Annotated in this window: 25 protein-coding genes; 14 read left to right on the top strand and 11 right to left on the bottom strand. The window is 55.8% G+C overall.

All coding sequences use genetic code 11. The features are described 5' to 3' along the window. Positions 1-48 precede the first annotated feature (48 nt). From WEB64_RS10815 to WEB64_RS10840, 6 genes are all read left to right on the top strand, one after another. On the top strand, positions 49-1131 hold the full coding sequence (locus WEB64_RS10815; RefSeq protein WP_368061438.1) for a M23 family metallopeptidase: 1083 nt from the start codon (positions 49-51) through the stop codon (positions 1129-1131). Between the two features lie 238 nt (positions 1132-1369). Beyond that, a complete protein-coding gene (locus WEB64_RS10820; RefSeq protein WP_368065600.1) occupies positions 1370-2233 on the top strand; it encodes a hypothetical protein in 864 nt (287 codons plus the stop codon). A gap of 234 nt (positions 2234-2467) precedes the next feature. Continuing rightward, entirely contained in the window at positions 2468-3223 is a 756-nt protein-coding gene (locus WEB64_RS10825) for an amino acid ABC transporter substrate-binding protein (protein ID WP_368061436.1), read from the top strand. Between the two features lie 25 nt (positions 3224-3248). After that, positions 3249-3923: an amino acid ABC transporter permease gene (locus tag WEB64_RS10830; protein ID WP_368061435.1), complete on the top strand. Its 675-nt coding sequence runs from the start codon at positions 3249-3251 to the stop codon at positions 3921-3923. After that, positions 3920-4666: an amino acid ABC transporter ATP-binding protein gene (locus WEB64_RS10835; RefSeq protein WP_368061434.1), complete on the top strand. Its 747-nt coding sequence runs from the start codon at positions 3920-3922 to the stop codon at positions 4664-4666. Before WEB64_RS10830 ends, WEB64_RS10835 begins: the two co-directional genes overlap by 4 nt. 60 nt (positions 4667-4726) lie before the next feature. Next, a complete protein-coding gene (locus WEB64_RS10840) occupies positions 4727-5560 on the top strand; it encodes a zinc-dependent peptidase (RefSeq protein ID WP_368061433.1) in 834 nt (277 codons plus the stop codon). Positions 5561-5564: 4 nt separating this feature from the next. On the opposite strand, the gene WEB64_RS10845 is transcribed toward WEB64_RS10840, so the two are convergent. The 6 genes from WEB64_RS10845 to WEB64_RS10870 all read right to left on the bottom strand — a co-directional run bounded on the left by WEB64_RS10845 (position 5565) and on the right by WEB64_RS10870 (position 10414). Further along, positions 5565-6155 carry a sigma-70 family RNA polymerase sigma factor gene (locus WEB64_RS10845; protein WP_368061432.1) on the bottom strand — a complete coding sequence of 197 codons (591 nt, stop codon included), beginning with the start codon at positions 6153-6155 and terminating at the stop codon, positions 5565-5567. Further along, positions 6127-6576, bottom strand: coding sequence for an ArsI/CadI family heavy metal resistance metalloenzyme (locus WEB64_RS10850; protein ID WP_368061431.1), 450 nt, complete (start codon positions 6574-6576; stop codon positions 6127-6129). Before WEB64_RS10850 ends, WEB64_RS10845 begins: the two co-directional genes overlap by 29 nt. Positions 6577-6674: 98 nt before the next feature. Beyond that, complete coding sequence (locus WEB64_RS10855; RefSeq protein ID WP_368061430.1) at positions 6675-7613, bottom strand: 5'-nucleotidase; 939 nt, start codon at positions 7611-7613, stop codon at positions 6675-6677. Further along, positions 7614-8612 (bottom strand): arsenic resistance protein, encoded by a 999-nt coding sequence (locus tag WEB64_RS10860; protein WP_368061429.1) that lies wholly within the window; start codon positions 8610-8612, stop codon positions 7614-7616. A 67-nt stretch (positions 8613-8679) separates the two neighbouring features. Next, on the bottom strand, positions 8680-9708 hold the full coding sequence (locus WEB64_RS10865; protein WP_368061428.1) for a serine hydrolase domain-containing protein: 1029 nt from the start codon (positions 9706-9708) through the stop codon (positions 8680-8682). A gap of 37 nt (positions 9709-9745) precedes the next feature. Further along, positions 9746-10414 (bottom strand): DNA-3-methyladenine glycosylase I, encoded by a 669-nt coding sequence (locus tag WEB64_RS10870; protein WP_368061427.1) that lies wholly within the window; start codon positions 10412-10414, stop codon positions 9746-9748. Between the two features lie 84 nt (positions 10415-10498). Here WEB64_RS10870 and WEB64_RS10875 point away from each other — a divergent pair, with 84 nt between their 5' ends. Beyond that, positions 10499-10669, top strand: coding sequence for a DUF2897 family protein (locus tag WEB64_RS10875; RefSeq protein WP_368061426.1), 171 nt, complete (start codon positions 10499-10501; stop codon positions 10667-10669). A gap of 45 nt (positions 10670-10714) precedes the next feature. Here the strand turns inward: WEB64_RS10875 and WEB64_RS10880 are convergent, their stop codons facing one another. After that, on the bottom strand, positions 10715-11605 hold the full coding sequence (locus WEB64_RS10880) for a LysR family transcriptional regulator (protein WP_368061425.1): 891 nt from the start codon (positions 11603-11605) through the stop codon (positions 10715-10717). A 112-nt stretch (positions 11606-11717) separates the two neighbouring features. Here WEB64_RS10880 and WEB64_RS10885 point away from each other — a divergent pair, with 112 nt between their 5' ends. Beyond that, entirely contained in the window at positions 11718-12158 is a 441-nt protein-coding gene (locus WEB64_RS10885; RefSeq protein ID WP_368061424.1) for a DoxX family protein, read from the top strand. 52 nt (positions 12159-12210) lie between these two features. After that, positions 12211-12993: a dioxygenase gene (locus WEB64_RS10890; RefSeq protein WP_368061423.1), complete on the top strand. Its 783-nt coding sequence runs from the start codon at positions 12211-12213 to the stop codon at positions 12991-12993. Positions 12994-13058: 65 nt separating this feature from the next. On the opposite strand, the gene yeiP is transcribed toward WEB64_RS10890, so the two are convergent. After that, the gene (gene yeiP, locus WEB64_RS10895) at positions 13059-13625 is read right to left on the bottom strand and encodes an elongation factor P-like protein YeiP (RefSeq protein WP_368061422.1); all 567 of its coding nucleotides are present in this window, start codon (positions 13623-13625) and stop codon (positions 13059-13061) included. A gap of 318 nt (positions 13626-13943) precedes the next feature. Here yeiP and WEB64_RS10900 point away from each other — a divergent pair, with 318 nt between their 5' ends. From WEB64_RS10900 to WEB64_RS10920, 5 genes are all read left to right on the top strand, one after another. Beyond that, positions 13944-15614 (top strand): AMP-binding protein, encoded by a 1671-nt coding sequence (locus WEB64_RS10900; protein ID WP_368061421.1) that lies wholly within the window; start codon positions 13944-13946, stop codon positions 15612-15614. An 85-nt stretch (positions 15615-15699) separates the two neighbouring features. Continuing rightward, the gene (locus WEB64_RS10905) at positions 15700-16467 is read left to right on the top strand and encodes an SDR family NAD(P)-dependent oxidoreductase (RefSeq protein ID WP_368061420.1); all 768 of its coding nucleotides are present in this window, start codon (positions 15700-15702) and stop codon (positions 16465-16467) included. A 55-nt stretch (positions 16468-16522) separates the two neighbouring features. Further along, positions 16523-17305: an enoyl-CoA hydratase-related protein gene (locus WEB64_RS10910; RefSeq protein WP_368061419.1), complete on the top strand. Its 783-nt coding sequence runs from the start codon at positions 16523-16525 to the stop codon at positions 17303-17305. Positions 17306-17323: 18 nt separating this feature from the next. Then, complete coding sequence (aliB, locus tag WEB64_RS10915; RefSeq protein WP_368061418.1) at positions 17324-18463, top strand: cyclohexanecarboxyl-CoA dehydrogenase; 1140 nt, start codon at positions 17324-17326, stop codon at positions 18461-18463. A 35-nt stretch (positions 18464-18498) separates the two neighbouring features. Then, positions 18499-18996 carry a MarR family winged helix-turn-helix transcriptional regulator gene (locus WEB64_RS10920; RefSeq protein WP_368061417.1) on the top strand — a complete coding sequence of 166 codons (498 nt, stop codon included), beginning with the start codon at positions 18499-18501 and terminating at the stop codon, positions 18994-18996. 51 nt (positions 18997-19047) lie between these two features. On the opposite strand, the gene WEB64_RS10925 is transcribed toward WEB64_RS10920, so the two are convergent. The 3 genes from WEB64_RS10925 to WEB64_RS10935 all read right to left on the bottom strand — a co-directional run bounded on the left by WEB64_RS10925 (position 19048) and on the right by WEB64_RS10935 (position 22281). Then, the gene (locus WEB64_RS10925) at positions 19048-20043 is read right to left on the bottom strand and encodes a branched-chain amino acid ABC transporter permease (RefSeq protein ID WP_368061416.1); all 996 of its coding nucleotides are present in this window, start codon (positions 20041-20043) and stop codon (positions 19048-19050) included. 2 nt (positions 20044-20045) lie between these two features. Beyond that, the gene (locus tag WEB64_RS10930; protein WP_368061415.1) at positions 20046-20933 is read right to left on the bottom strand and encodes a branched-chain amino acid ABC transporter permease; all 888 of its coding nucleotides are present in this window, start codon (positions 20931-20933) and stop codon (positions 20046-20048) included. Positions 20934-21066: 133 nt separating this feature from the next. Next, positions 21067-22281 (bottom strand): ABC transporter substrate-binding protein, encoded by a 1215-nt coding sequence (locus WEB64_RS10935; protein WP_368061414.1) that lies wholly within the window; start codon positions 22279-22281, stop codon positions 21067-21069. Positions 22282-22359 lie beyond the last annotated feature (78 nt).

Consider the following 22359-nt stretch of genomic DNA (forward strand, 5'->3'; position numbering starts at 1 on the left):
ACTGGGCTATGGAAAACGACCCACGACGACAATGCGGCGAATGTTGGTATGAGTGACTCATCCAAGGCATCCGAGAGCCAGCAAACGTCGGTCTCTGGAACTGCTTATACAGATAGCGCTGACCAGCCCCCTATGACGTCAGGGAAACCTGCCCTGCGTCCCTGGCTACTTTTTATCCTGTTAGCCCTGCTGGTCGTTCTTATTACTGTTCGTGATGACCTGCGACAAGACGCGGCTGAAAGCGGCGAAAAAACCGTCCGTTACTTCACCTTCGATATGTTGGGTTGGTCACCGAGAGATCTATTTGTCTGGCGTTTGCGCCTGGCCGGACTATTGGACAGCCCATTGGGGCAGCGGTGGGCCCAGGCCGTTGAACGGGCGAGTGACCAACCTGTGGAGGTCGACGGGCAGTACCGCATCTCTGAAGTCTTTGCAGACGATGATATTGAGGCACATGTTTATCAGATTTCGCTTGAGCGGGGAGAAAAACTGATTTGGCAACTCTCTCGCCGGGATACTGCCAGCAGTCGGTTTTACGCCAGCCTGGAGCGGCACGAAGGTGACGGACAGGGGTGGTCAACCGTCACGGCACTGGACGCGGAGGGCGCAACCAGGAGCCGGGTTGTGTCCTCCTCTGGCGACTACCGTATCGTTCTCCAGCCGGAGTTGTTCGCCGGGTTGGAGTATTCGCTGGCTATCGCCAATGGCGGCTCATTGCCGCTACCGGTGGATGGCGCCTTGCTGCGCGATATCGGCAGCCCCTTTGGTGCGCCTCGCGATGGGGGAGCGCGCATTCACCACGGCGTGGATATTTTTGCGCCCAAAGGAACACCCGTTACTGCAGTGACTGATGGCCGTGTCCGAACCGGCACAGGCGGCATCGGCGGCAAACACGTGTGGCTGACGGGCGGTATGCTGGGCCTCGGCGGCGCACGCTACTACTACGCCCACCTGGATTCATTCGCGATAGAATCCGGCGACTCGGTTAAAAAAGGCGACGTACTTGGACACGTGGGCAACACCGGCAACGCGAGGACTACCCCGCCTCACCTGCATTTTGGGATTTACTCCGGCGGCCCGGTTGATCCGGTACCGTTTCTGAAACCGGAACCGGTGTTGCCTGAACGGTGAGAAGCCGGCGAAGCAACTCTTTGCGTCAGATCAGCGCTACATTGTGGTTCGCGGAGGTCGCGTTGGAGGCAAATGCTCCCTCTACTGACTTCAAGGCAGGAAACAGAAAGATTAATAGCAGCTATAATGCTTAAAGCACAATATTGAGAAATCGGCATAGAGTGCCTCACACGGGCCTGTGTCTCTGCGTTTTATTGTGATCTTGTCTTGAGGTGTCTCACCAAGGAGGGCATCGATGATGATCTCACGCAGATGTTTCATAACGGGTTGCTTTGGTTTGGTGGCTGGATTTTGGTGGCCCCAGGTGGCGTTCACGCAGGACAAACCGGCATCGCAGCGACAGGAAGGCGCAGGCCTCCCCTCCGCCGAGGGGATGTCGAGAACTACCCCCTGGGACACCATTCAATGGGTCGAACGGCGCTACAAGATCGAGGCGGTGCGATTCAAGGCGCGAGACGAAACCGGCATCGACTGGTTGGGCAGCGACGAGGTGATAATCCAGACCAACGATGCCAAAGGTTCGACTGTTTCCAACGAGATCGGTGACATTGATTCGGGCGACACCCACAGCTTCGACCCCGCGATAAGTTGCGTCGTTGCGGTACGTCCTGGTGTCGCTGTGCTTGGCGAGTCGTCGGTGTGCGAGGAGATCGGCGAACCCGCACCCATGTTTTTCAGGGTCGAGTTCTGGGAGAAAGACTTCTTCCTGCCAGCAGGATTCTGTATCCCTACCACTCCCAGGCCGGGCGAACACGGTGGTCCGCACTGTGCGAACGACGGCACCGGGGATGACTTTATTGGCAACGCCCGAATTGACTATTCAACGCAGGAGCTCGAGGCCGCGCTGCCTAACGTTGGCAACGACCTGATCGAAACCGTAGCGCTGGACCCCTGCCCCGGCGAGATCTGCGCCGGATTTCCCGACTACACTTTTACCTGGCGCATAACGCGTCTTCCCGACGCACAGGTCAATCTCGGCGTATTGGCTAACGAGGCGATGCAGAGGACAGGTGCACGCTCAGAACTCGAAGCAATCGCAGCTGGCCTGCGAGCCTTGCGTGCGCCGAACCCGAAAAAAATCAAACCAGATACAGCCAGGTAGACGTAACCGGAGTGAGCTCGAAGGGTCTACGGAACATGGTCAGTGACCCGTGTATCCTGTTGATGTGCCGGTTTTTACAGGCGGATGGGGGACCTGTTCTGGCGCGGTCGAATTGACCCGCTCTGTCTTCTGGTACTTAACTTGTTCCGGCGTCATATGTAGTGTATTGAATATTCATTCGCTTCAAGCGTTTTGAACGCTTGGGCCGGTTTTTATGTTTCCGTGGGAGGCTTTATGAAATCACTTTTAATCAATGCCGTTGTCTACCTGGCGCTGCTGGTGAGCCAACCTTTGCTGGCGCAGGAGAATCCCTTGCGTGTGGGGATGTCCGGTCAGTATTTCCCGTTTACGTTTGTCGAGCAGGATGAACTGAGAGGCTTTGACGTCGATGTCATGAACGCCTTGGCCAAGGAAATGGGGCGTGACGTCAAGTTCGAAACCGCCAGTTTCTCGGGCCTGTTCGGTATGCTGGAAGCCGGTCGCATCGATACCGTCGCCAATCAGATTACGATTACTGAAGAGCGCCAGAAGGCCTATATCTTCAGCGATCCCTATGTCTATGACGGCGCCCAGGTAGTAGTCAAGAAAGGTAATACCGATATTCAGGGTGTGGAAGACCTGAAAGGGAAAACCGTGGCAGTGAACCTGGGCTCCAATTTTGAAGCACTATTACAGGAGCTTCCCTACGCCGATCAAATCAATATAAAAACGTATGAGAGCAATCTGGAGCAGGACACCGCGCTGGGCCGCGTGGACGCTTTCGTGATGGACCGGGTCAGCGCCAGCCAGGTCATCAAGGAAAAGCCCCTGCCGCTTGAACTGGCCGGCCCCACCTTTTCCGAGATCACTAACGCCTACCCGTTCCACGACACCGAGGCTGGCAGAGCCCTTCGGGATGAAGTCAACAAGGCCCTTTCGACCTTGCGGGACAACGGAACCCTGGCGTCCATTTCCGAAAAGTGGTTCGGTACAGACATCACCCAGCCCTGAGGGGCGCACCGAGGCCTGACTTCCTATGGATGTGTTAAACGTCGAGTATATGCTTGGGCTGGTGCCTGTTCTGCTCAGTTATCTGCCCCTCACCCTGCAACTGGCGGGTGTCGGGATGGTGCTGGCGCTGATCCTCGCCTGCCTGTTTGCGGTCGTCCGCGTACTGCGCATCCCGGTACTCAATCAACTGACGATTGTGTTCATTTCCTTCTTCAGGGGTACACCGCTGCTGGTGCAGCTTTTCCTGTTCTATTACGGGCTGCCGCAGTTGGTCAGCGCGTTAACGGTGATAGACGGCATCACGGCGACCATTATGGGGCTGACTATGCACTTTTCCGCCTATATGGCGGAATCGATCCGTGCCGCCATCGTGGGGGTTGATCGCAGCCAGACCGAGGCAGCCCTGTCGATCGGCATGACCAATGGCCAGTTGATGCGACGGATCATATTGCCCCAGGCTACCCGTGTGGCGCTACCCACGTTGATGAACTACTTCATCGACATGATCAAAGCTACCTCCTTGGCATTCACCCTGGGCGTCACGGAACTGATGGGCGCCACCCAGAAAGAAGCCGCCGGAAGCTTTCTGTACTTTGAGGCTTTCATTGTCGCCGCCATCATGTACTGGATAGTGGTTGAAGTGCTTTCCAAGCTTCAGCACTACCTGGAAATGCGCCTGAACAAGGCCTACAGCCGATGATTAACCTGGCATCGTTAAGCAAGCATTTTGGCAAGACGGTAGTCCTCGACGGCATCGATCTTACTATTGAGAAGGGCGAAATCGTGGTGATCATCGGTCCCTCGGGAACCGGGAAATCCACGTTGCTGCGTTGCATCAACTTTCTCGAACAACCGACTTCGGGCACGATGACTGTGGGCGACTTAACGGTGGACGTGAACCGGGCCAGCCGGGCGGAAATGCTCTCAATGCGGCGGCGAACTGCGTTTGTCTTCCAGAACTACGCGCTGTTTGCCAACAAGACAGCGCTTCAGAATATTGCCGAACGTTTGCTGGTGGTCGACAAGTGGCCCAAGGAAAAAGCTTACCAAAGGGCCCGGGAAATACTGGAGCGGATCGGCCTCGGTGACAAGGCGGATGCCTATCCCGCGTCCATGTCCGGAGGTCAGCAGCAACGGGTCGGAATTGGCCGCGCGATGGCAGCGGGGGCCGAAGTGATCCTGTTTGATGAGCCGACATCGTCCCTGGACCCCGAATGGGTGGAGGAAGTCTTGGGGCTGATGAAGCAGCTCGCGTCCGAGCGCCAGACCATGATGGTGGTCACCCATGAAATGTCATTCGCCCGGGATGTGGCCGACCGGGTGATCTTTATCGATGGTGGCCGGATCGTGGAACAGGGACCGCCCAGCGAAATATTCCACAATCCGAAAGACCCGCGAACACAAGACTTCCTGAAAAAAATTCTGGCCACCAATCCGGTGTAAAGCCGACCAATCCCCTGTTCACCAATACGGTGGCCGGAGCAAACGGTGAAAAGGCAACACATGTCATCAATGCTTATCTATCTGGTGTTCGTCACCGCTTTACTCGCCGGGGCTTGCTTTTACCTGTTCTTCTACCGGAGCTGGCGTCGTAAACAGCACCTTGAGCAGGGTTTCCCGGAGCATTGGGTTGTGGTTCTTGAGGCTCAGGTGCCGTTCTATCGCGGCCTTACGTCGGACCTCAAGCGCCAATTCGAGCAGCACGTGCAGCTGTTCCTGACTGAAAAGAACTTTTATGGCTGCGACGGGTTTGAGGTGGACGAGCGGGTTCGGCTGACCATCGCGGGTCACGCTTGTCTGCTGATATTGGCCCGCCCCTACTCTGACTATGATGAAATTCGCAGCATTCTGGTTTATCCGGACGTTTACCGGGTGCAGGAACAGGTCCAGGATGGCCTGGTAGTGACTCACAGCGACCAGGTACGCGCCGGAGAGGCGTCTTCTCTCGGCCAGGTGGTACTGGCCTGGAGCCAGTGTGAAGAAAGCGCGACCAGACCGGGCAGTCACCATAACGTGATCCTGCACGAGTTCGCCCACCAGCTCGACTATCTGGATGGAACGGCGGATGGCGCACCACCGCTCAGTGGTGAACAGGCTGAGCAATGGCAGCAAACAATGACCCAGGCCTATGAGCAACTACGGCAATCGCTAAGCCACCAGTCAGAAAGCTGGCTTGATCCCTACGGCGCCACAGAACCGGCGGAGTTCTTTGCAGTGCTCACAGAAACTTTCTTCCAGCAGCCGCAGCACCTTTCGAATGCTCAGCCAGCGGTTTACGAAGCGCTTCAGAAGTTCTACCGGATTGATCCGAGAATGTTCTGCAAATACCACAATTAACAGATCAGTCCCGCTTTACGTACGCCAGAACCTCCCCCGACCGCGCGACTTCCACGTGACAGCAATCCAGCACTTTCTGGCGGAGCATTCGACGGCCACGACTCACTCTGCTCTTGACGGCGGAGGCCGTCAGCCCTTCGTCTTCACTGACAGCCACCAGGCTGCGGCCTTCTATCGCGGTGGCCAGCATGGCTTGCCGGTAAATATCGGGTAGCTCGTTGATAAACGGTTTCAGACACAACGCCAGGGTCTGTTCTGCTGATGGCGCGTAAACACCTTCCTGCGCTGGCAGATCATCGGGCACAGGCACGGTTTGGCGTCGGGTACGATAGAAATCGATTACCGTATTAGTGGCAATACGCTGCAGCCAGGCTGGCAGGTTTGCCGGGGTAGCGCCCCGCTCCAGGGCGATGAGAGCTTTCAGAAAGACTTCCTGAAGTATATCTTCCGCCACGGACGGATTACTGACTTTACTGTGTAAAAAGCCCAGCAAGCCCGCCCGGAACTCCCGGTAGGATTCGGCCAACTGCAGGCCCGGGGTGGATGGCCCACCCCGGTGCATACTTTCAGCCACAGCAGGCATTTGTTCCGCCATCGCGGTTCTGCTCCCTGGTTTTCGCCACGGCCTCGGTGACACGATCCGTCCCGAATTCCACCGCGTCGGCCATCGTCACAAAATGCTCCCAGGCCAAGCCCTGGGGATCCACGGTCCAATGCTTTTCGCTGCGGGCATAGCAGCATTGGGTGCTCCCCTCGTCAAGAATGGCCGTTCCGGCTTCTTGAGCGCGCGTTTTCAATTCGGCCAACGATTCCTCATCATCCACCTGAAATCCGAAATGGTCCAGTCCGGTGATGGCCGATCTGTTGGAAATCGCGAAGTTGATGCGTGGGTCGTCGAGTAACCACTTGGCGTAGTCGTCTTTCTGCTTGGCAGGGGCCTGGCCGAACAGCTTGCTGTAAAAATCGATGCTTTTGTTCAGGTCTTTTACCGCAACGTGCACATGAAATCGCTTCATGATCTTCCCTTCTGTCTGAGTTGGCTGGCCCGGACGATTCCGGTCTTACCTCAATAGACGAAGGAAAGTAAAAAGGTCGCAAGCTTTATTGGCGCGCTCTAATCTTCCACATTTTCAATATTGGCAACACCGAACGGAATATGCACCATCGGCACCTGCCCGCCCTCGGATTTCAGGTGGCTTTTCTGGTCGTCGAAGAACATGTGAGGTTTTAGCACTTCCAGAATCCTGTGTTTGCCCATGCCGCCGAGGAAAAAGGTTTCGTTGGCACTTACGCCCCAATGTTCGAGGGTGGTGATAACCCGTTCGTGAGACGGCGCGTTTCTAGCGGTAACGATGGCCATACGCAGGACCCGTTTGTAATGTTCATCCGCTTTGACCGCGTCATCCTCAAGCTGCTGCAGGAAAGCCAGCTTCTGAAAAAGGTCTGCCAGGGGCCCCGGTGAATGAGGGATGTGGGATTTTTCGGTTTCATGACTATGAAAGGCGCTGAGCTGGCCTACGTGGAACACTTTCTCGGAGGCGTCATCGGCGATAACGCCATCAAAATCGAAGGCAATCCGCAGTTCACCGTCGTCCAGATCGTCCACTACTCTGGTGGGTAGCACGGTGCCAGCGGGGTAGCCAAAATCGATGGCTTGAAGTACGTCTGATTCATTGGCTGAAAGAAACAGCGACGCGTTGAAGGCAGGAATGTAGGGATACGGCGACTTCCCTTCCAGAAACGCCGCCCTTGAAATATCCAACTGGTGATGAAGGATTGAGCGGAAGACACGCTTGCCGGTGATGGCTGAGTTTCGGGAGAGCAGCACCACTTCCACCGGGCGCTTTTCAGGGAAACGATCATTGATACTCAGAAAGCGCCGCACAAAGGGAAAGGCGACGCCCTTGGCCAGAGGGTCATCCAGATGGGCCTCTTGAAATTCGCGATAGGCGATCGGTCCCTCTTCGCGGAATACGCGGTCGGATTCGCTAAGATCAAACAGCGCGCTGGAGGCCACTGCAATAACGAGCTTGTGTTCTATCGGGTAGCTCATTCAGCCTCCTGATTGGGCGTTTTTACTTCGAGAACGTGAGCCGACGATGGGAAACAGCCTGTTCGGCACCCACCACAAATACACCGCCATCCCGAAGAGTTCGACCAGGGACTGGAACACGATTACCACCACCGCCAGTTCAAGGTGCCCTGGAAGGGCCAGGGCCAGCGGTAGCATCACAAACGAATTACGGGTGCCCAGGCTGAACGCCAGTACCCTGCCCTGATCTGCCGGAAGCCGGAATAGCAATCCGAGGGCACGGGCGAGCAGCCCGGCGATTATCAGGAATATCACGAAGATCACCAGCAAATGCCCCAGCAGGCCCGCAGATTCCACTACGGTTCCGACCTGGGTCGCGGCAATAGAGAACACCACCAACGCCAGCAAGGGTACCGGCAACCAGGCCAGCCGATTTGCCAGGCGCTCGTTCAGCTTATCGATTTCTATGCATTTCTCTGTCAGGAAGGCTGCTATTAACGGCAGCACAATCAGTCCGAAAAATGCCATCAGCATTTCCCGCTGAGCAACACTAATAGCGAAATCTGCGCCAAAGAATGCCCATAGGTACACCGGCAGTAACAGTAGCTGCAGAATAAGGCTTACTGGTGAGAACGCGATAGCCCGCCGGGTGTCGCCGCCGCCCAGATGCGTGAAGGTGATAAACCAGTCCGTACACGGCACCAGCAGCACCAGAAGAATACCCAGTCGCACGGCAGGTATGGCGGGGGCCAGTTGCATGAGCGCCCACACGACTATAGGCAGAACCAGAAAGTTACCGACTACCGCTGCAACCATGAATCGGCTACCGCTAAAGGCTTCCCCCAGGTGTGCCAGGGGAACCTGCGTGAAAGTGGCGTAAAGCAAGACACCGAGAAGCGGCCACAAGGCGAATTCCAGAACGCCAACCGAACCAGGAAAAACAGTGCCGAAAAGCAACCCGCAGCCAATCGCAACGAGGTAAATGAAAACTTGATACTGTTCAAGCGATTGCTGCTTCAACGTCCATAACTCCGTTATATAAACCGTCAGACAACTTCCAACTTCACCTTCAATCTCGTTTCGTTGTTCAGCGGGCGGCTTCCACTGCCGGAATCAATATCGATTCCATCAACCGGTTCTGTTTTCGCATGAATGAAGGTGAGGCTGGCGGCGACGGATCTGCCGTCATTACCACAGTCAGTGCCAACTCCGGGATAACGTACAGCATCTGGCCCCCGTAACCGCGCCCATAATAGCCGCGGTAACCGCTCAATTCGGTCACAAACCAGCCGTAGCCGTAATCATCATTGGTATAGCGGGATTTGCCTCGGGGGGTCCAGGCATTCCTGATCCAGGCTTCGGAGAGCAAGCGTTCGCCGTTATAAACGCCACCATTGCGATACAGTTCTCCCAAGGCAAGCAAGGCTGACGGGGACATTCGCATGTCGTTACCCCCAAAATGGATGCCCTGCGGGTCCGTAGGCCAGGACGGAATGTCTGCATCAAGGGGCTGGCCAAGCCATTGCCGGGTAAGAGTCAACAGGTTCTGATCCGTCACCTGTACCAAAGCCGCGCCCAGCAGGTGATAACTGCCGGTGGAATAGAGCATCGCCCCACCGGGCTTATCTGCGAAGGGTCGACGCAGCGCGTAGTCTACCCAGTTGTCGCTGCTCACCCAGGCGCCGTAATGGCGGCCAGACGTCCGCCCCAAACCCGCCTGCATGGAGAGCAAATGGCCAACGGTAATGTCATTTACTTGTTCATCCACGCCAGCCGGAATGGCCAGCAAGTCGGCGAGACGCTGGTCCTCGCTGTCCAGCACTCCTTTCTCAATCGCAATACCAGCCACCGCCGACAACACCGTTTTGGATAGAGATTTGATGTTGACCGGGGCGTTCATACCCGGGCCTTCATACACATAAGCCAGCACCGGCTCACCATCGACCGCAACCAGTAAGGCATGCAACCGGTCCAGATAAGCAGGCCGCTCCGCCAACGCCGATAAACCTAACGCATCCAGCGGCGCTTCTATTGTCTTACCAGAGGCAGGGGCAGCCAAGGCAATGAGTACGGCCGTCAGAAGCGACACAACAAAACGTATATGGATCAGCGGCATAGGAATACTCCCCAGGCATACTATTCTGGAAACTCGATCAATCCCCCGCCGTATACGAGAGAATTCGCGACAAGTGGCTATAAGGCAGCCCTTTTTCCTGGTGCCAGTCTGTGAAAGCCTTCTGCGCTTGTATCAGAGCTTTCTTGCTACCCGGAGAAGCATCCATCATCTCTTCCCGACGCAGAGCCGTGATTACATCAGACGACAGAATAAAGCCATCGTAGCCAACCCGGCGCAGGAAATACTGGGCGGTAGCGCCTCCTAACCGCGCGCCATGGCGTTTGAGCCACATCAGCAGGCCAACCTGATCATCTGAGGGCCAATGGCTCAAAAAGGCGCCAAAACTACCGTATTCTTTTGAGGCGTCCACAATCATCCGGGCATTCTCAGGCACCGTGCGGATCTTTTGCATATTTCGCACAATACGCTCATCCCGCACCAATGTTTCCAGCACGTCCGGCGGAACCTGCTGCCAGTATACCGGCACGAACCCTTCGAACGCTGCCTCAAAACCCGGCCACTTGTTTTCAATCACCCGCCACACGAAGCCCGCCTTGAACACACAGCGCGTCACCTCGGCCAGGTAACGATCATCACCCATTGCTTCCAGGGCTCCAGGCTCTGCCACAGGAGGCAGCAGCGAACGCAACTCCTGTTCACCGCCCTTACGTGCTAAGGCATACTCATAAATTCGGGAGAAAGGCATAGGTTGTTGTCCTATAATCAGGTTATCGCCTGCATCAGTCGGGTCCACGATAGAGCAATTCAGAATAATAAGGGAGCCACAAACATGCCAATCATTGGATGGATCGCCATTTTTCTCGCCTTCGCCCTGGTCATTGGCAGTCTGTTCATGCTTCGGGGCGGTAAAATACGGATTTCACCGGAAAAGATGAAAAAAATCCAAAAGCGGAAGGCTGAAGTCGAAGCGGAGGAAAGGGCGGAAGAGGAAGATAGATAACCCCGCTGGCAAACCGTTTGGCTCCGGACTTCTCTTAAGGTTCACCTAGGGTTCACCGTCGAGTTCTTCAGTCAGGAAGTCCACCAGCGCCCTGACCTTGGGCGTCACAAATTTCCGGGTGGGATAGACCGCATAAATCCCCAGTTCGACAGATCTGTGATCCGGCAAGATCTCTACCAGTCTGCCAGCAGCCAGGTCCTCTCCCACCAAAAAATCCGGTTGCAGAATGATGCCCTGGTGACTGAGCGCCGCGGCCCGGCAGGTGTCGCCATTGTTGGTATCCATCCAGGGCTTGACGCGCACACTTACCTCGCCTTCCGGGCTCTTAAAATGCCAGTCATGCCGAGTTGCCAGGTTGTTATACGCAATGATTTTGTGGTCCGCGAGCTCTGCAGGATGGGCGGGTAGGCCATGGGTCTTCAGATAGACCGGTGACGCACAGAGCACTACCCGGGTGGTGCCCATCCTGCGACTGATAAGCGTGGAACTCGGCAACGTGGCAATCCGGATGGCGAGGTCAAAGCCTTCTTCCACAATATCCACAATGCGATCCGCCAGATTGATGCCAAGCCGCACCTCCGGGTACCGCTCGTGGAACTTTCCCCACAGCGGCGCCAGATGCCCGATCCCAAAACTCACCGGCACATTGAGTCTAACCAGCCCCCGAACACCGCCACTGCGGACATCCAGCTCTGATTCCGCCTCGTCCACCCCGGCCAGTAACTCCCGGCAGCGAAAATAAAACACCTCCCCTTCATCCGTCAGGGAGAGCCGGCGCGTGGTGCGATGTAACAGACGAGTGCCGAGTCGCGTTTCCAGATCATTCACATAGCGGGACACAGCCGCCTTGGAGACACCCATAGCTTCCGCCGCCCGGACGAAACTCTTTGCATCCACAACCGTGCAGAAGGTTTTCATTTCAAGAAATCGATCCATTGTTCCGAATTCCGGTACAGTTAATATTATATAGCCATATTTATCTCAGTTAGGGCGATGAGTAAAGTTCAATACATGGTTTCAGCCCGAAGCCCCAGAGGAGATCGCAAACATGAGCACACAACTACTGAATCGCGTCATCACCACCAACCCAAGCTGGAGCGCCCTGGCGCTGCGTATTCCGGTCGGCATTATTTTCGCTGCGCACGGCGCTCAAAAGCTGTTTGGCTGGTTTGGCGGCTATGGTCTGGAAGGCACAGCACAATGGTTGGACTCCATTGGCCTCAGCCCGGGTTACCTGATGGCTTTGCTGGCTGGCGGTGCCGAATTTTTCGGTGGTCTGGCTTTGATTATCGGTCTGCTGGTCCGCCCGGCGGGTGCGATACTGGCCTTCGCCATGTTGATCGCCATAGTCAGCGTCCACATAGGTAACGGCCTGTTCATGAGTAACAACGGTTATGAGTTCGGCCTGGCTTTGTTAGCAGTGTCTGTATCACTTATGTTTAGTGGTGCCGGTCGCGGCTCCGTGGACGCTTTGCTCGCTAAGGCCTGAGGTAAGGCGAACGAACGCGGGTGAACCAACCATTCGTCAGCAGGAGATTAAAATGACAGGCTTACCTACGCTCTTCGTATCTCATGGCGCCCCGACGTTTGCCATTGATCCGGGCCTCGCTGGCCCGGAACTCACGGCTTTGGGCCAAGCACTCCCCACTCCAAAGGCCATACTGGTTGTCTCACCCCACTGGACGACACCGGCTGCAAGGGCGACCACATCAACCCGACCCGGCACCCTCCACGACTTTCGTGGCTTCGCGCCGGAGCTCTACGAGATCCAGTACCCGGTTAACGGTGAACCGACACTTGCTGCGCGAGCTATCGAACTCCTGACAGCCAGCGGTTGGCCCACAACGGCGGATGAACGTCGGGGGCTTGATCACGGAGCCTGGGTGCCATTGCTTTATCTGTACCCAAACGCAAATGTGGCGGCGTTTCAGGTATCGATGCCGTCAGATCTGGACGTAGAGTCTGCTTATCGTTTTGGCCAGGCGCTGACGCCTTTGAGAGACGAAGGTGTCCTGATCATCGGCTCCGGAAGCCTGACCCACAATCTGGGGGAAGTCAGCATGGAGCACCGACATGGCGAAGCGTATGTGCGGGAATTCGCAAACTGGGTTCGCGAAGCCGTTGAACAGGGTCGGCACAGCCAATTACTGGACACCTTGAATTGTGCACCTCACGCCCTGCGCGCCCATCCGACGACGGAGCACTTGCTGCCGTTGTTTATTGCCCTGGGTGCCTCAGGTAGAAGAGGCACCGCACAGGTTATCGAGGGGGGAATCCGACATGGAGTGCTGGCCATGGACACTTTTGTGTTTAACCAGGCCTGATTCACAGCACATACATCCGTAGCGGCATCCAAATGCCCATACCCACCATGATGAGATTCACGGTTCTAGGCTCGACTCAAAAATCGGCGCTCATCCACGTTGACCCGAATCCGGTCACCGATAGAAATGTGTTCAGGAACCTGCACCACCAGCCCCGTTGAAAGTTTGGCCGGTTTTGTCCTCGCTGTGGCTGAGCCCCCTTTCACAGACGGGTCGGTTTCCAGAATTTCAAGATCAACGGTTGGCGGCAGATCCAGCGCTACCGGGGCGTCGCTTACGAGAATCACCTGCAGGCCCTGAGTCTCTTCACTGACAAACAACAGCTCGTCCACTATGGCCTCCCGGTTCAGGCTATAGGGCGTGTAGTCTTCACTGTCCATGAAGACACATTCGTTACCGTCTGCGTAGGAAAACGTCACCGGGCGACGGACCAGATCTGCCAGATTCAACATGTCTGAGTCTTTAAACGTTTCATCTTTCTTCTGGTTCGTGACGACATCGTACATCCGCATGCGATAAAGACTGCCACCCGCACGCCCCTGAGGCACTGAACGCTCAATATCCCTTACGAAATAGACTTTACCGTCATATTCAACGGCTGAATTTTTCTTGATTTCACTGGCTTTTGGCATGTTGTCGGATTCCGGAAATGAAAGTGTTATTCCAAACCTGCTGATATACCACGCCAGCGCATGACAAGCGATACCGACTTGCGCAAAGCATCATGCCATGTCTCTTTTAAATCAACATATTGCCATTTATTCCTCGGAGGGAATCGAAAATCTACAACCAAGCGCCGTTATAACTCTCATTACAGGGGCAATTAAAGCCAGTTACAAAACATTAGGACAACATGTTGACATATAATTTTATAAGGGAGTATGTTGGCTAGTACGGCCCGGCTAAACTGGCTTCCAACAAAAATTCGTTCCAGCACCGAGGTGACTCAGATGGATACAGGCATCATTCCGCAACCCGAGCGTCGCACCGACATGATCAAGTCAGGCGCCTGGGACGACAAAATCATTCTTGATTATCTGGAGGATGCTTTAGCCTCCCACCCCGACCGCGCGGCTATTGTCAGCTACCAGGTAACAGCCGATAGCCGGACTGAACTGACGTACCGGGAGCTAGATGAGAAGGTGACGCGGATAGCAGGCGGCCTGGCGGTCATGGGTGTTGGCAAGGGGGAGGTGGTGTCCTGCCAGCTACCAAACTGGTGGCAAACCACTGCACTGCACCTGGCTTGCATGCGAATTGGTGCGGTGCTAAACCCGCTGATGCCGATTTTCAGGGAGCGGGAACTACGTTTCATGCTGGGCCATGCGGAAAGTAAGGTGCTGGTGATTCCCAAGCTGTTTCGCAATTTCGATTATGAAGCGATGGTCAATGGTCTGAAAGCAGACTTGCCTACACTGGAGCAGGTTCTGGTAATTGGCGGTGACAACACCACCAATAACAGTTTTGAACAAACTCTTCTGGATCATCCCTGGGAACAGGAGCAAGACATTGACGCCCTGTTCAGCGAGCGCCGCCCCACCGCCGATGACGTGATCCAGATTCTCTACACCTCGGGCACCACCGGCGAGCCCAAGGGCGTCCTGCACACTTCCAACACACTGTTCGCAAATGTGCGTCCCTACGCGGACCGCTTGCACCTGACTACTGACGACAGCGTGTTAATGGCCTCTCCCCTGGCCCACCAGACCGGCTTTCTCTATGGCGTGATGATGCCTGTTTATCTTGGCACCTCGGCAATCCTGCAGGACATATGGGATGCAGATTATCTGGCCAAGGTCATCGCCACCGAGAAACCAACGTTCACCATGGCGGCAACACCGTTTCTTGCCGATCTGGTCAAAGTCGCCCCTAATTACGGTGATGACCTGAACAGTCTGAAGATCTTTGTATCCGCAGGCGCACCGATTCCCAGTGCCCTGGTTGAACAGGCAGGTAAAGTCCTGAAAGCCCGCATTGTGTCTGCCTGGGGCATGACCGAAAACGGCGCTGTCACCATGACCTGTCCGGAAGATCCGGCGGAGCGAGCCAGTCAGTCGGACGGCAGGGCAGTACCTTTTATGGATCTGCGGATTACCGACTTCAATGGCAAAACCCTTGGCCCCGGCGAGGAAGGCAATCTGCTGGTACGTGGCGCCAGCCTGTTTGTGGGCTATCTCAAGCGCCCTGAACTCTACGGTGTCGACGAGGATGGCTGGTTTGCCACCGGCGATCTTGCCCGGATGGACGCCGACGGCTATATCCGGATTACCGGGCGCACCAAGGATGTGGTGATTCGCGGCGGTGAAAACATACCGGTCGTAGAGGTGGAAAATCTGCTCTACAAATACCCCGGCGTAGCGGATGTCGCGCTGGTTGGCTGCCCCGATGAGCGACTGGGTGAGCGGCTTTGTGCCTATATTACACTCGATGACAGCTCTTCCGGTATCAATCTGGAAGACATCAAGACGCATCTTTTGACCCATCAGCTTTCCAAAAGCTATCTGCCGGAGTACCTGGAGATCATCGAGGCCATGCCGCGCACGCCCTCTGGCAAGATTCAGAAATTCAAGCTGCGGGAGCAGGCCAGAGCCGTGCAACTGGAACCGGCAAAATCCCGCTAGTTTTCGAAAGGCGACTGGCACTTTAAGCGCAACAACCCTTTAAGCCCAATAACCCTTTAAGTCCAACAACCGGAGGACACTTATTATGAAAGGACTGAACGGAAAAACAGCGATTATTACCGGGGGCGGGGGCGGCATCGGCCGCGCAGTCTGCCTGCGCTTTGCAGAAGAAGGCTGCCTGGTTGCAGTGCTCGACCGGGATCAAAGCGCTGCTCAAACCACGGCGGATCTGATTACTGAGACGGGCGGTAAAGCGGCGGCCTATACCACGGACATCACCGATTACGCCGCCATCGAAAGCACGCTGGCCGCCATCGAGGACACTCTCGGCGTACCCACCATTCTGGTGAACAACGCCGGGTTTGACCGTTTCATGCCCTTTCTGAAAACCGAACCGTCTATGTGGGAGCAACTGATTGCGATCAATCTCACCGGCGCTCTTAACATGCACCACATTGTGCTACCGAAGATGGTAGCGGCAGGCGGTGGGAAAGTGGTCAATATAGCCTCCGACGCCGCCCGTGTGGGCTCCTCGGGTGAAGCGGTCTACGCGGCTTGTAAGGCCGGACTGGTGGGCTTCAGCAAAACCATGGCGCGGGAACTGGCCAGCAAGAACGTCTGCCTGAACGTCGTTTGCCCCGGACCGACAGATACGGCACTGCTTAAGAGCGTCGCCGCCACATCAAACAACCCAGAGAAATTGCTGGAAGCTTTTCGCAATGCCATTCCGATGCGTCGGCTGGCTCAACCAGAAGACTACCCCGGCATCATTGCCATGCTGGCCAGTGACGATGCCAACTTCATTACCGGGCAGGTTATCAGCGTGTCCGGCGGCCTGACGATGGCCGGTTAATCCGATCAATCCAGACCGGCCATACGGCCCGTCCCAGCACAACGGAGAAAACATCATGAATTACGAAGACATTCTGTATGACGAAACCGACGGCGTCGCCACCATTACGATCAATCGTCCTGATCGTTATAACGCCTTTCGCGGCCAGACCTGTATGGATCTGCTTGACGCTTTCAACCGCGCCGGGTGGAACAAGGACATCGGCGTTATCGTATTTACCGGTGCCGGCGATAAAGCCTTTTGCACCGGCGGTGACCAGGGCGCCCACGAAGGCCAGTACGACGGCCGTGGGCTGATTGGTCTGCCCGTGGAAGAGCTCCAGCGCCTGATCCGTGAAGTACCCAAACCGGTGATTGCCCGGGTTCAGGGTTTTGCCATTGGCGGCGGCCATGTGCTGGCGTTGCTGTGTGACCTCACCATCGCCTCTGATAACGCAGTGTTCGGCCAGGTCGGCCCCAAGGTGGGGTCGGTTGATCCGGGCTTTGGGACCGCCTATATGGCGCGCGTGCTGGGCGAAAAGCGAGCCCGGGAAATCTGGTATCTGTGCCGTAAATACAGTGCCCGGCAAGCCATGGACTGGGGCCTGTGTAACGCCGTAGTTCCCCCGGAGCAACTCGATGCCGAAGTTCAGAAGTGGTGCGATGAAATCCTGGAAAAGAGCCCAACAGCGCTGTCCATTGCCAAGCGCTCATTCAATGCCGACAGCGACAACATTGCGGGTATTGGTGCCCTCGGCATGCAGGCTCTGAGCCTGTATTACGACACCGAGGAGTCAAAGGAAGGTGTGCGCGCCTTCAAGGAGAAGCGCAAGCCCGAATTCAGGAAGTACTACAAGTAAGTTTTAGTGGAGAAAATCATGAACTTTGCATTCACTGAAGAACAGGATGCGATCCGCGAAAGCGTTGCCCGATTCAGCGCCGATGTACTTGCGCCGGGCTATCGCGCGCGGGACCGGGCGGGCGTTATCGAACGCCCTTTGATCCGCCAACTGGGCGAGATGGGTTTACTGGGCGGCGAGCTCCCGGAAGAATTCGGCGGTAGCGGGCTAGACTGTATTACCAGCGGCCTCATTGTAGAGGAAATCTCCCGGGGTGACTTCAACGTGGGCTACCTGCCTTTGCTGGTTTCCCTCAACGGACAGATCATCGCCAGCCATGCTACGCCTGAGCTGGCCCATGCCTGGCTACCAGACATCATCGCGGGTCAGAATATCCCCTGTATCGCCCTGACCGAACCCCAGGGCGGCTCCGATGCGGCAAACCTGCGTTTGAAGGCTGAGCGCAAAGGCGATGTGTACGTGCTGAACGGCGAAAAAACCTCGATCTCCATGGCAGACCAGGCCGATGTTGCAGTGGTATTTGCACGCTCCGGAACGGTGGAACAGCGCGCCTCGGGCATCAGCGCCTTTCTGGTGCCGATGGACCTGCCGGGTATCACCACCACGCGATTTGAAGACAATGGCCAACGCGCCATCGGCCGTGGGTCCATCTTCTTCGACAACGTGGAGGTGCCCGCCGGCAACCTGATGGGCGCTGAGGGCAAAGGCTTCAAGCAGGTCATGCAGGGTTTTGATTACAGCCGTGCGCTGATTGGCCTGCAGTGTTTGGCGGTGGCGCAGCAATCCCTGGATGAAACCTGGAAATGGCTGACCGAGCGCCAGGCTTTTGGCCAGCACCTGTCTGCCTTTCAGGGCCTGACTCATCCATTGGCCGAGTTCCAGACTTATGTGCAGGCGGCCAGATTGCAGTGTTTTCACGCCTTGTGGTTAAAGGACAACAAACTGCCCCATAATGCGGAGGCAGCCATGAACAAATGGTGGGGGCCGAAGCTGGCATTCGATGTGGTAAAGCAGTGTTTACTCGCTCATGGCCATACCGGCTGGGGAGAGGATCTGCCCTTTGCCCAGCGTTTGCGGGATGTGCTGGGGCTGCAAATTGGTGACGGCACCGCTCAGATCATGAAGAATATCATCGCCAGAGAGTACTTACCCAGGTGACAGCCCCGTCGTCTGGAAGACTACAAGGAGTAACCATGCTAGTTAATGAATCCGGGGGCATTCCGAACCGGCTGTTCTTTCGTCTGTTCCAGACCGGCAACATACTGCAACGTCAGGTTCAGAACGAGATGGGCATCAGCGCCGTCCAGTGGGCGGTGTTGGGGGCGTTGTCCCGGGAAGGCTTTGAGGCGGGCACGTCCTTCAACCAGCTTACCGAATACCTCTATGTCAGCCGCCAGAACCTTGATGGCGTACTAAAGCGCATGGAGCGCGACCAGCATGTGGTCAGACTGCCCCACCCGGATGACCGCCGAGCGCGGATGGTAAAGCTGACCGACAAGGGCCGGGCTTACTGGGATGGCCTGCAAGATACCATCTGCCAGTTCTATCGACAGGCATTGGAAGGCACGAGTTTTGATGATGGGGTGAGTCTTTTGCACCTGTTGAAAAAACTGCAATCAGACATGTCGAAGATTTCCCTGGATCGGGAAACCCGCGCGACAGTCCGGGAACCGACGAAAGAATCCACCTGATCAGCCAGTAGTGCCTGACTGATCAGATGAATGAGACCTGGCCTGAAGCAATCAGCCCAGGTTTTTCTTCATGAACTTCTGGATCTCACCCACGATACCGGACCGGAAAGCCAGCACCGTCAGAATGAAGATACCGCCCAGAATGGCATCTACCCAGTCTGCGAGTGCCCCCTGCGACAACTGATACTCCAGATTCACTACGAACGTCGCGCCAACGACCGGCCCCAGCAAAGTGCCGGTACCCCCGATCAGGGTCATCAGTATGACTTCACCAGACATATGCCAGTGGGCATCGTTCAGTGACGCCAACTGGAACACCACCGTTTTGACAGATCCGGCAAGGCCCGCAAGACCTGCTGAGATCACGAACGCGATCAACTTGTACTGGTTGACGTTGTAACCCAGAGAGACGGCACGCGGCTCATTCTGCTTAATGGCTTTCAGTATCTGGCCGTAAGGCGAATTGACGATGCGCTGCACAAGGATGTAGCCAAACAGGAAGATCGCCAGCACGAAATAATACATCGCGGTGTTGTTTTCGAGGTCTATCATGCCAAACAGGTAACCCCTGGGCACTCCATGCATACCGTCTTCACCACCGGTAAACGGCGCCTGGACCAGAAAGAAAAACACCAGCTGCGCCAGTGCCAGAGTAATCATCGCGAAATAGATGCCCTGGCGGCGAATGGTGACCAGGCCGAAACCCAGCCCCAGTAACGTCGCCGCGGTAGTACCTGCAATGATGCCCATTTCCGTCGTGACACTGGCGTAGGTCGAAAGCAGATAACCCGTGGTATACCCGCCGGTGGCCAGAAACGCCGCATGCCCGAAAGACAGTAGGCCGGTGAACCCCAACAGCAGGTTGAAAGCCACCGCAAACAAGGCAAAACACAGTATTTTCATCAGAAATACGGGGTACATGATTGCTGGTGCAATCAACAATATTGCCAGCAACACCAGATTGACAATCAGCTTCTTGCGATTTTCTGCTTTTCTCTGCTGAACAATACTGGCCCTGATATCTGATGCGTTCGCAGATTCCGCCATCACTACGCCTCCTTACCAAACAGGCCCGATGGGCGAATCAACAGAACAACCACCATCACGAGAAATATCACTGCAGCTGAACCCTCGGGATAGAACACTTTAGTCAGCCCTTCGATAACGCCCATCAACAGCCCAGTGATGACGGCACCTGCTATTGAGCCCATGCCACCGATGACCACAACAGCGAAAACTACAATTAGGAGATTGCCGCCCATCACCGGCGAAACTGAATAAATTGGCGCCGCCAGCACCCCGGCAAACGCCGCAAGCATGACACCGAAGCCGTAGGTCAGGCTGACCAGCAGGGGCACGTTTATGCCAAAACCCTGCATCAGCTGAGAGTCTTCGGTTCCCGCCCGAAGGTAAGAACCAAGTTTGGTTTTTTCGATCATGAACCAGGTGCCAAAGCAGACCAGCAAGGCCACCACAATGACCCAGGCCCGGTAATAAGGCAGGAACATAAAGCCAAGATTCACACCGCCCGAAAATACGTCCGGCATGGAGTAGCGCAAGCCGGAAACGCCGTAGATATTGGTCAGAATCCCCTGGATCAGGAGCGCAACACCGAAGGTCAGCAGTAAACTGTAAATATGATCTTCGTGGGCAATCCGGCGCAGCAGAAAGTATTCAATCAAGACGCCGAAACACCCCACCAGTAGGGGCGCCACAAAAAGTGAAACCCAGTAGTTGACGCCGAATGCATCGAACATCACCACTGTGCTCAGGGCGCCAAGCATGTAAAGGGCGCCGTGGGCAAAATTTATTATTTTCAGCAGACCGAATATAACGGCCAGACCCAGGCTTAGCAGCGCGTAGAAGGCACCGTTAATCACCCCTAGCAGCAGCTGTCCAAACAGCACAGCCACTGGCACTCCCAAAATCATGGTCATGTCGAGAACTCCAAAAGCAACTCAGCTGTCACAACCGGTCAGCAGATTGAAACGTGAATATTGCCGCCCTCCCCTCAGGGCTACTCCCCCGGAGCAGGGCCCGGAGGAGACAGCAGCAATACCGGTCAGTACATCAGTTCTTGGTTACGAGAGAGCATTTGCTTTCAGACAAAGGACGATAGGCTTCGTCGGCAGGGATAGTCCGGACAATATCGTACAGGTCCCACTCACCGGTAGACTCTTCCGGCGTTTTGACCTCTGCAAGGTACATGTCATGAACCATGCGGCCGTCTTCGCGAATGATGCCGTTCTTGGCAAACATGTCGTTGATCGGCGTATCCATCATCTGCTTGCGAACGGTCTGTGCGTCGTCAGACTCAGTGGCCTTGACGGCATTCAGATACTGCATGGTGCTGGAGTAAATGCCGGCATGAACCATGGTAGGCCGAACGCCGGTTTCTTCCATGAAACGGTCAGACCATTCACGGGTTTCATCGTTCATATCCCAGTACCAACCCGTTGTGAGCTGGATACCCTGGGCACTCTCAACACCCAGTGCATGGACGTCGGTGAGGAACAACAACAACGCCGCCAGAGTCTGGCCGGACTGTGTCAGGCCGAATTCGCCTGCCGTGGTGATGGCGTTAGTGGTATCGGCACCGGCATTCGCCAGGGCAACCACGTTGGCACCGGAAGACTGGGCCTGCAAAATGAACGAGGAGAAATCAGAAGTCGGGAACGGATGGCGCACTGCCTGCAGTATTTTACCACCGTTGGCTTCCACCACGGCGGTTACGTCAGCCTCCAGGGCATGACCAAAAGCGTAATCGGCCGTCAGGATAAACCATTCATCACCACCCTCTTTCACCACCGCGCTGGCGGTACCGTTAGCCAGCGGATAGGTATCGTAGACGTAGTGAATGTGGTTGGGTGTGCAGTGTTCGTTGGTGATACTGGAGGCGGCAGAACCGGAGACAATGCCGAGCCGGTCATTTTCTTTGAGGATATTGCTCACCGCGATAGAAACCGATGACGCCACGAGGCCGGCCACCATATCCACCTGCTCGTTCTCCACCCAGCGACGAACGGTGCTTGAAGCTACGTCGGGGCTGTTGCGGTCGTCAGAGCTCACCACTTCGATTTTGGCGCCATTCACTGTGCCACCAAAGTCTTCGATCGCCATTTTCAGCGCGACCTCACCGTTGGGACCGGCCAGATCCCGATAGGTACCGGACATATCTGCCAGGTAGCCGATTTTAACCGTTTCGTCAGAAATGGCTGCCTGCGCACCACCGACCAACATGGTAGAGGCAATGGCCGACGTCAGGAGCTTTTTCATAATTGTCATTGTTGTATCTCCGTTAATGTCTTTGTTTTCGTTCTCTTCTTCTGACTTGGAGCCTGCTGATACCGCGTTAAGCCTCCT

Source organism: Marinobacter sp. (genome assembly GCF_040882185.1).
Taxonomy (GTDB): domain Bacteria; phylum Pseudomonadota; class Gammaproteobacteria; order Pseudomonadales; family Oleiphilaceae; genus Marinobacter.

Coding starts and splice junctions, on each gene's coding strand:
- WEB64_RS10815 (WP_368061438.1), top strand. CDS start 49: ATGAGTGACTCATCCAAGGCATCCGAGAGCCAGCAAACGTCGGTCTCT.
- WEB64_RS10820 (WP_368065600.1), top strand. CDS start 1,370: ATGATCTCACGCAGATGTTTCATAACGGGTTGCTTTGGTTTGGTGGCT.
- WEB64_RS10825 (WP_368061436.1), top strand. CDS start 2,468: ATGAAATCACTTTTAATCAATGCCGTTGTCTACCTGGCGCTGCTGGTG.
- WEB64_RS10830 (WP_368061435.1), top strand. CDS start 3,249: ATGGATGTGTTAAACGTCGAGTATATGCTTGGGCTGGTGCCTGTTCTG.
- WEB64_RS10835 (WP_368061434.1), top strand. CDS start 3,920: ATGATTAACCTGGCATCGTTAAGCAAGCATTTTGGCAAGACGGTAGTC.
- WEB64_RS10840 (WP_368061433.1), top strand. CDS start 4,727: ATGTCATCAATGCTTATCTATCTGGTGTTCGTCACCGCTTTACTCGCC.
- WEB64_RS10845 (WP_368061432.1), bottom strand. CDS start 6,155: ATGGCGGAACAAATGCCTGCTGTGGCTGAAAGTATGCACCGGGGTGGG.
- WEB64_RS10850 (WP_368061431.1), bottom strand. CDS start 6,576: ATGAAGCGATTTCATGTGCACGTTGCGGTAAAAGACCTGAACAAAAGC.
- WEB64_RS10855 (WP_368061430.1), bottom strand. CDS start 7,613: ATGAGCTACCCGATAGAACACAAGCTCGTTATTGCAGTGGCCTCCAGC.
- WEB64_RS10865 (WP_368061428.1), bottom strand. CDS start 9,708: ATGCCGCTGATCCATATACGTTTTGTTGTGTCGCTTCTGACGGCCGTA.
- WEB64_RS10870 (WP_368061427.1), bottom strand. CDS start 10,414: ATGCCTTTCTCCCGAATTTATGAGTATGCCTTAGCACGTAAGGGCGGT.
- WEB64_RS10875 (WP_368061426.1), top strand. CDS start 10,499: ATGCCAATCATTGGATGGATCGCCATTTTTCTCGCCTTCGCCCTGGTC.
- WEB64_RS10880 (WP_368061425.1), bottom strand. CDS start 11,605: ATGGATCGATTTCTTGAAATGAAAACCTTCTGCACGGTTGTGGATGCA.
- WEB64_RS10885 (WP_368061424.1), top strand. CDS start 11,718: ATGAGCACACAACTACTGAATCGCGTCATCACCACCAACCCAAGCTGG.
- WEB64_RS10890 (WP_368061423.1), top strand. CDS start 12,211: ATGACAGGCTTACCTACGCTCTTCGTATCTCATGGCGCCCCGACGTTT.
- yeiP (WP_368061422.1), bottom strand. CDS start 13,625: ATGCCAAAAGCCAGTGAAATCAAGAAAAATTCAGCCGTTGAATATGAC.
- WEB64_RS10900 (WP_368061421.1), top strand. CDS start 13,944: ATGGATACAGGCATCATTCCGCAACCCGAGCGTCGCACCGACATGATC.
- WEB64_RS10905 (WP_368061420.1), top strand. CDS start 15,700: ATGAAAGGACTGAACGGAAAAACAGCGATTATTACCGGGGGCGGGGGC.
- WEB64_RS10910 (WP_368061419.1), top strand. CDS start 16,523: ATGAATTACGAAGACATTCTGTATGACGAAACCGACGGCGTCGCCACC.
- aliB (WP_368061418.1), top strand. CDS start 17,324: ATGAACTTTGCATTCACTGAAGAACAGGATGCGATCCGCGAAAGCGTT.
- WEB64_RS10920 (WP_368061417.1), top strand. CDS start 18,499: ATGCTAGTTAATGAATCCGGGGGCATTCCGAACCGGCTGTTCTTTCGT.
- WEB64_RS10925 (WP_368061416.1), bottom strand. CDS start 20,043: ATGGCGGAATCTGCGAACGCATCAGATATCAGGGCCAGTATTGTTCAG.
- WEB64_RS10930 (WP_368061415.1), bottom strand. CDS start 20,933: ATGACCATGATTTTGGGAGTGCCAGTGGCTGTGCTGTTTGGACAGCTG.
- WEB64_RS10935 (WP_368061414.1), bottom strand. CDS start 22,281: ATGACAATTATGAAAAAGCTCCTGACGTCGGCCATTGCCTCTACCATG.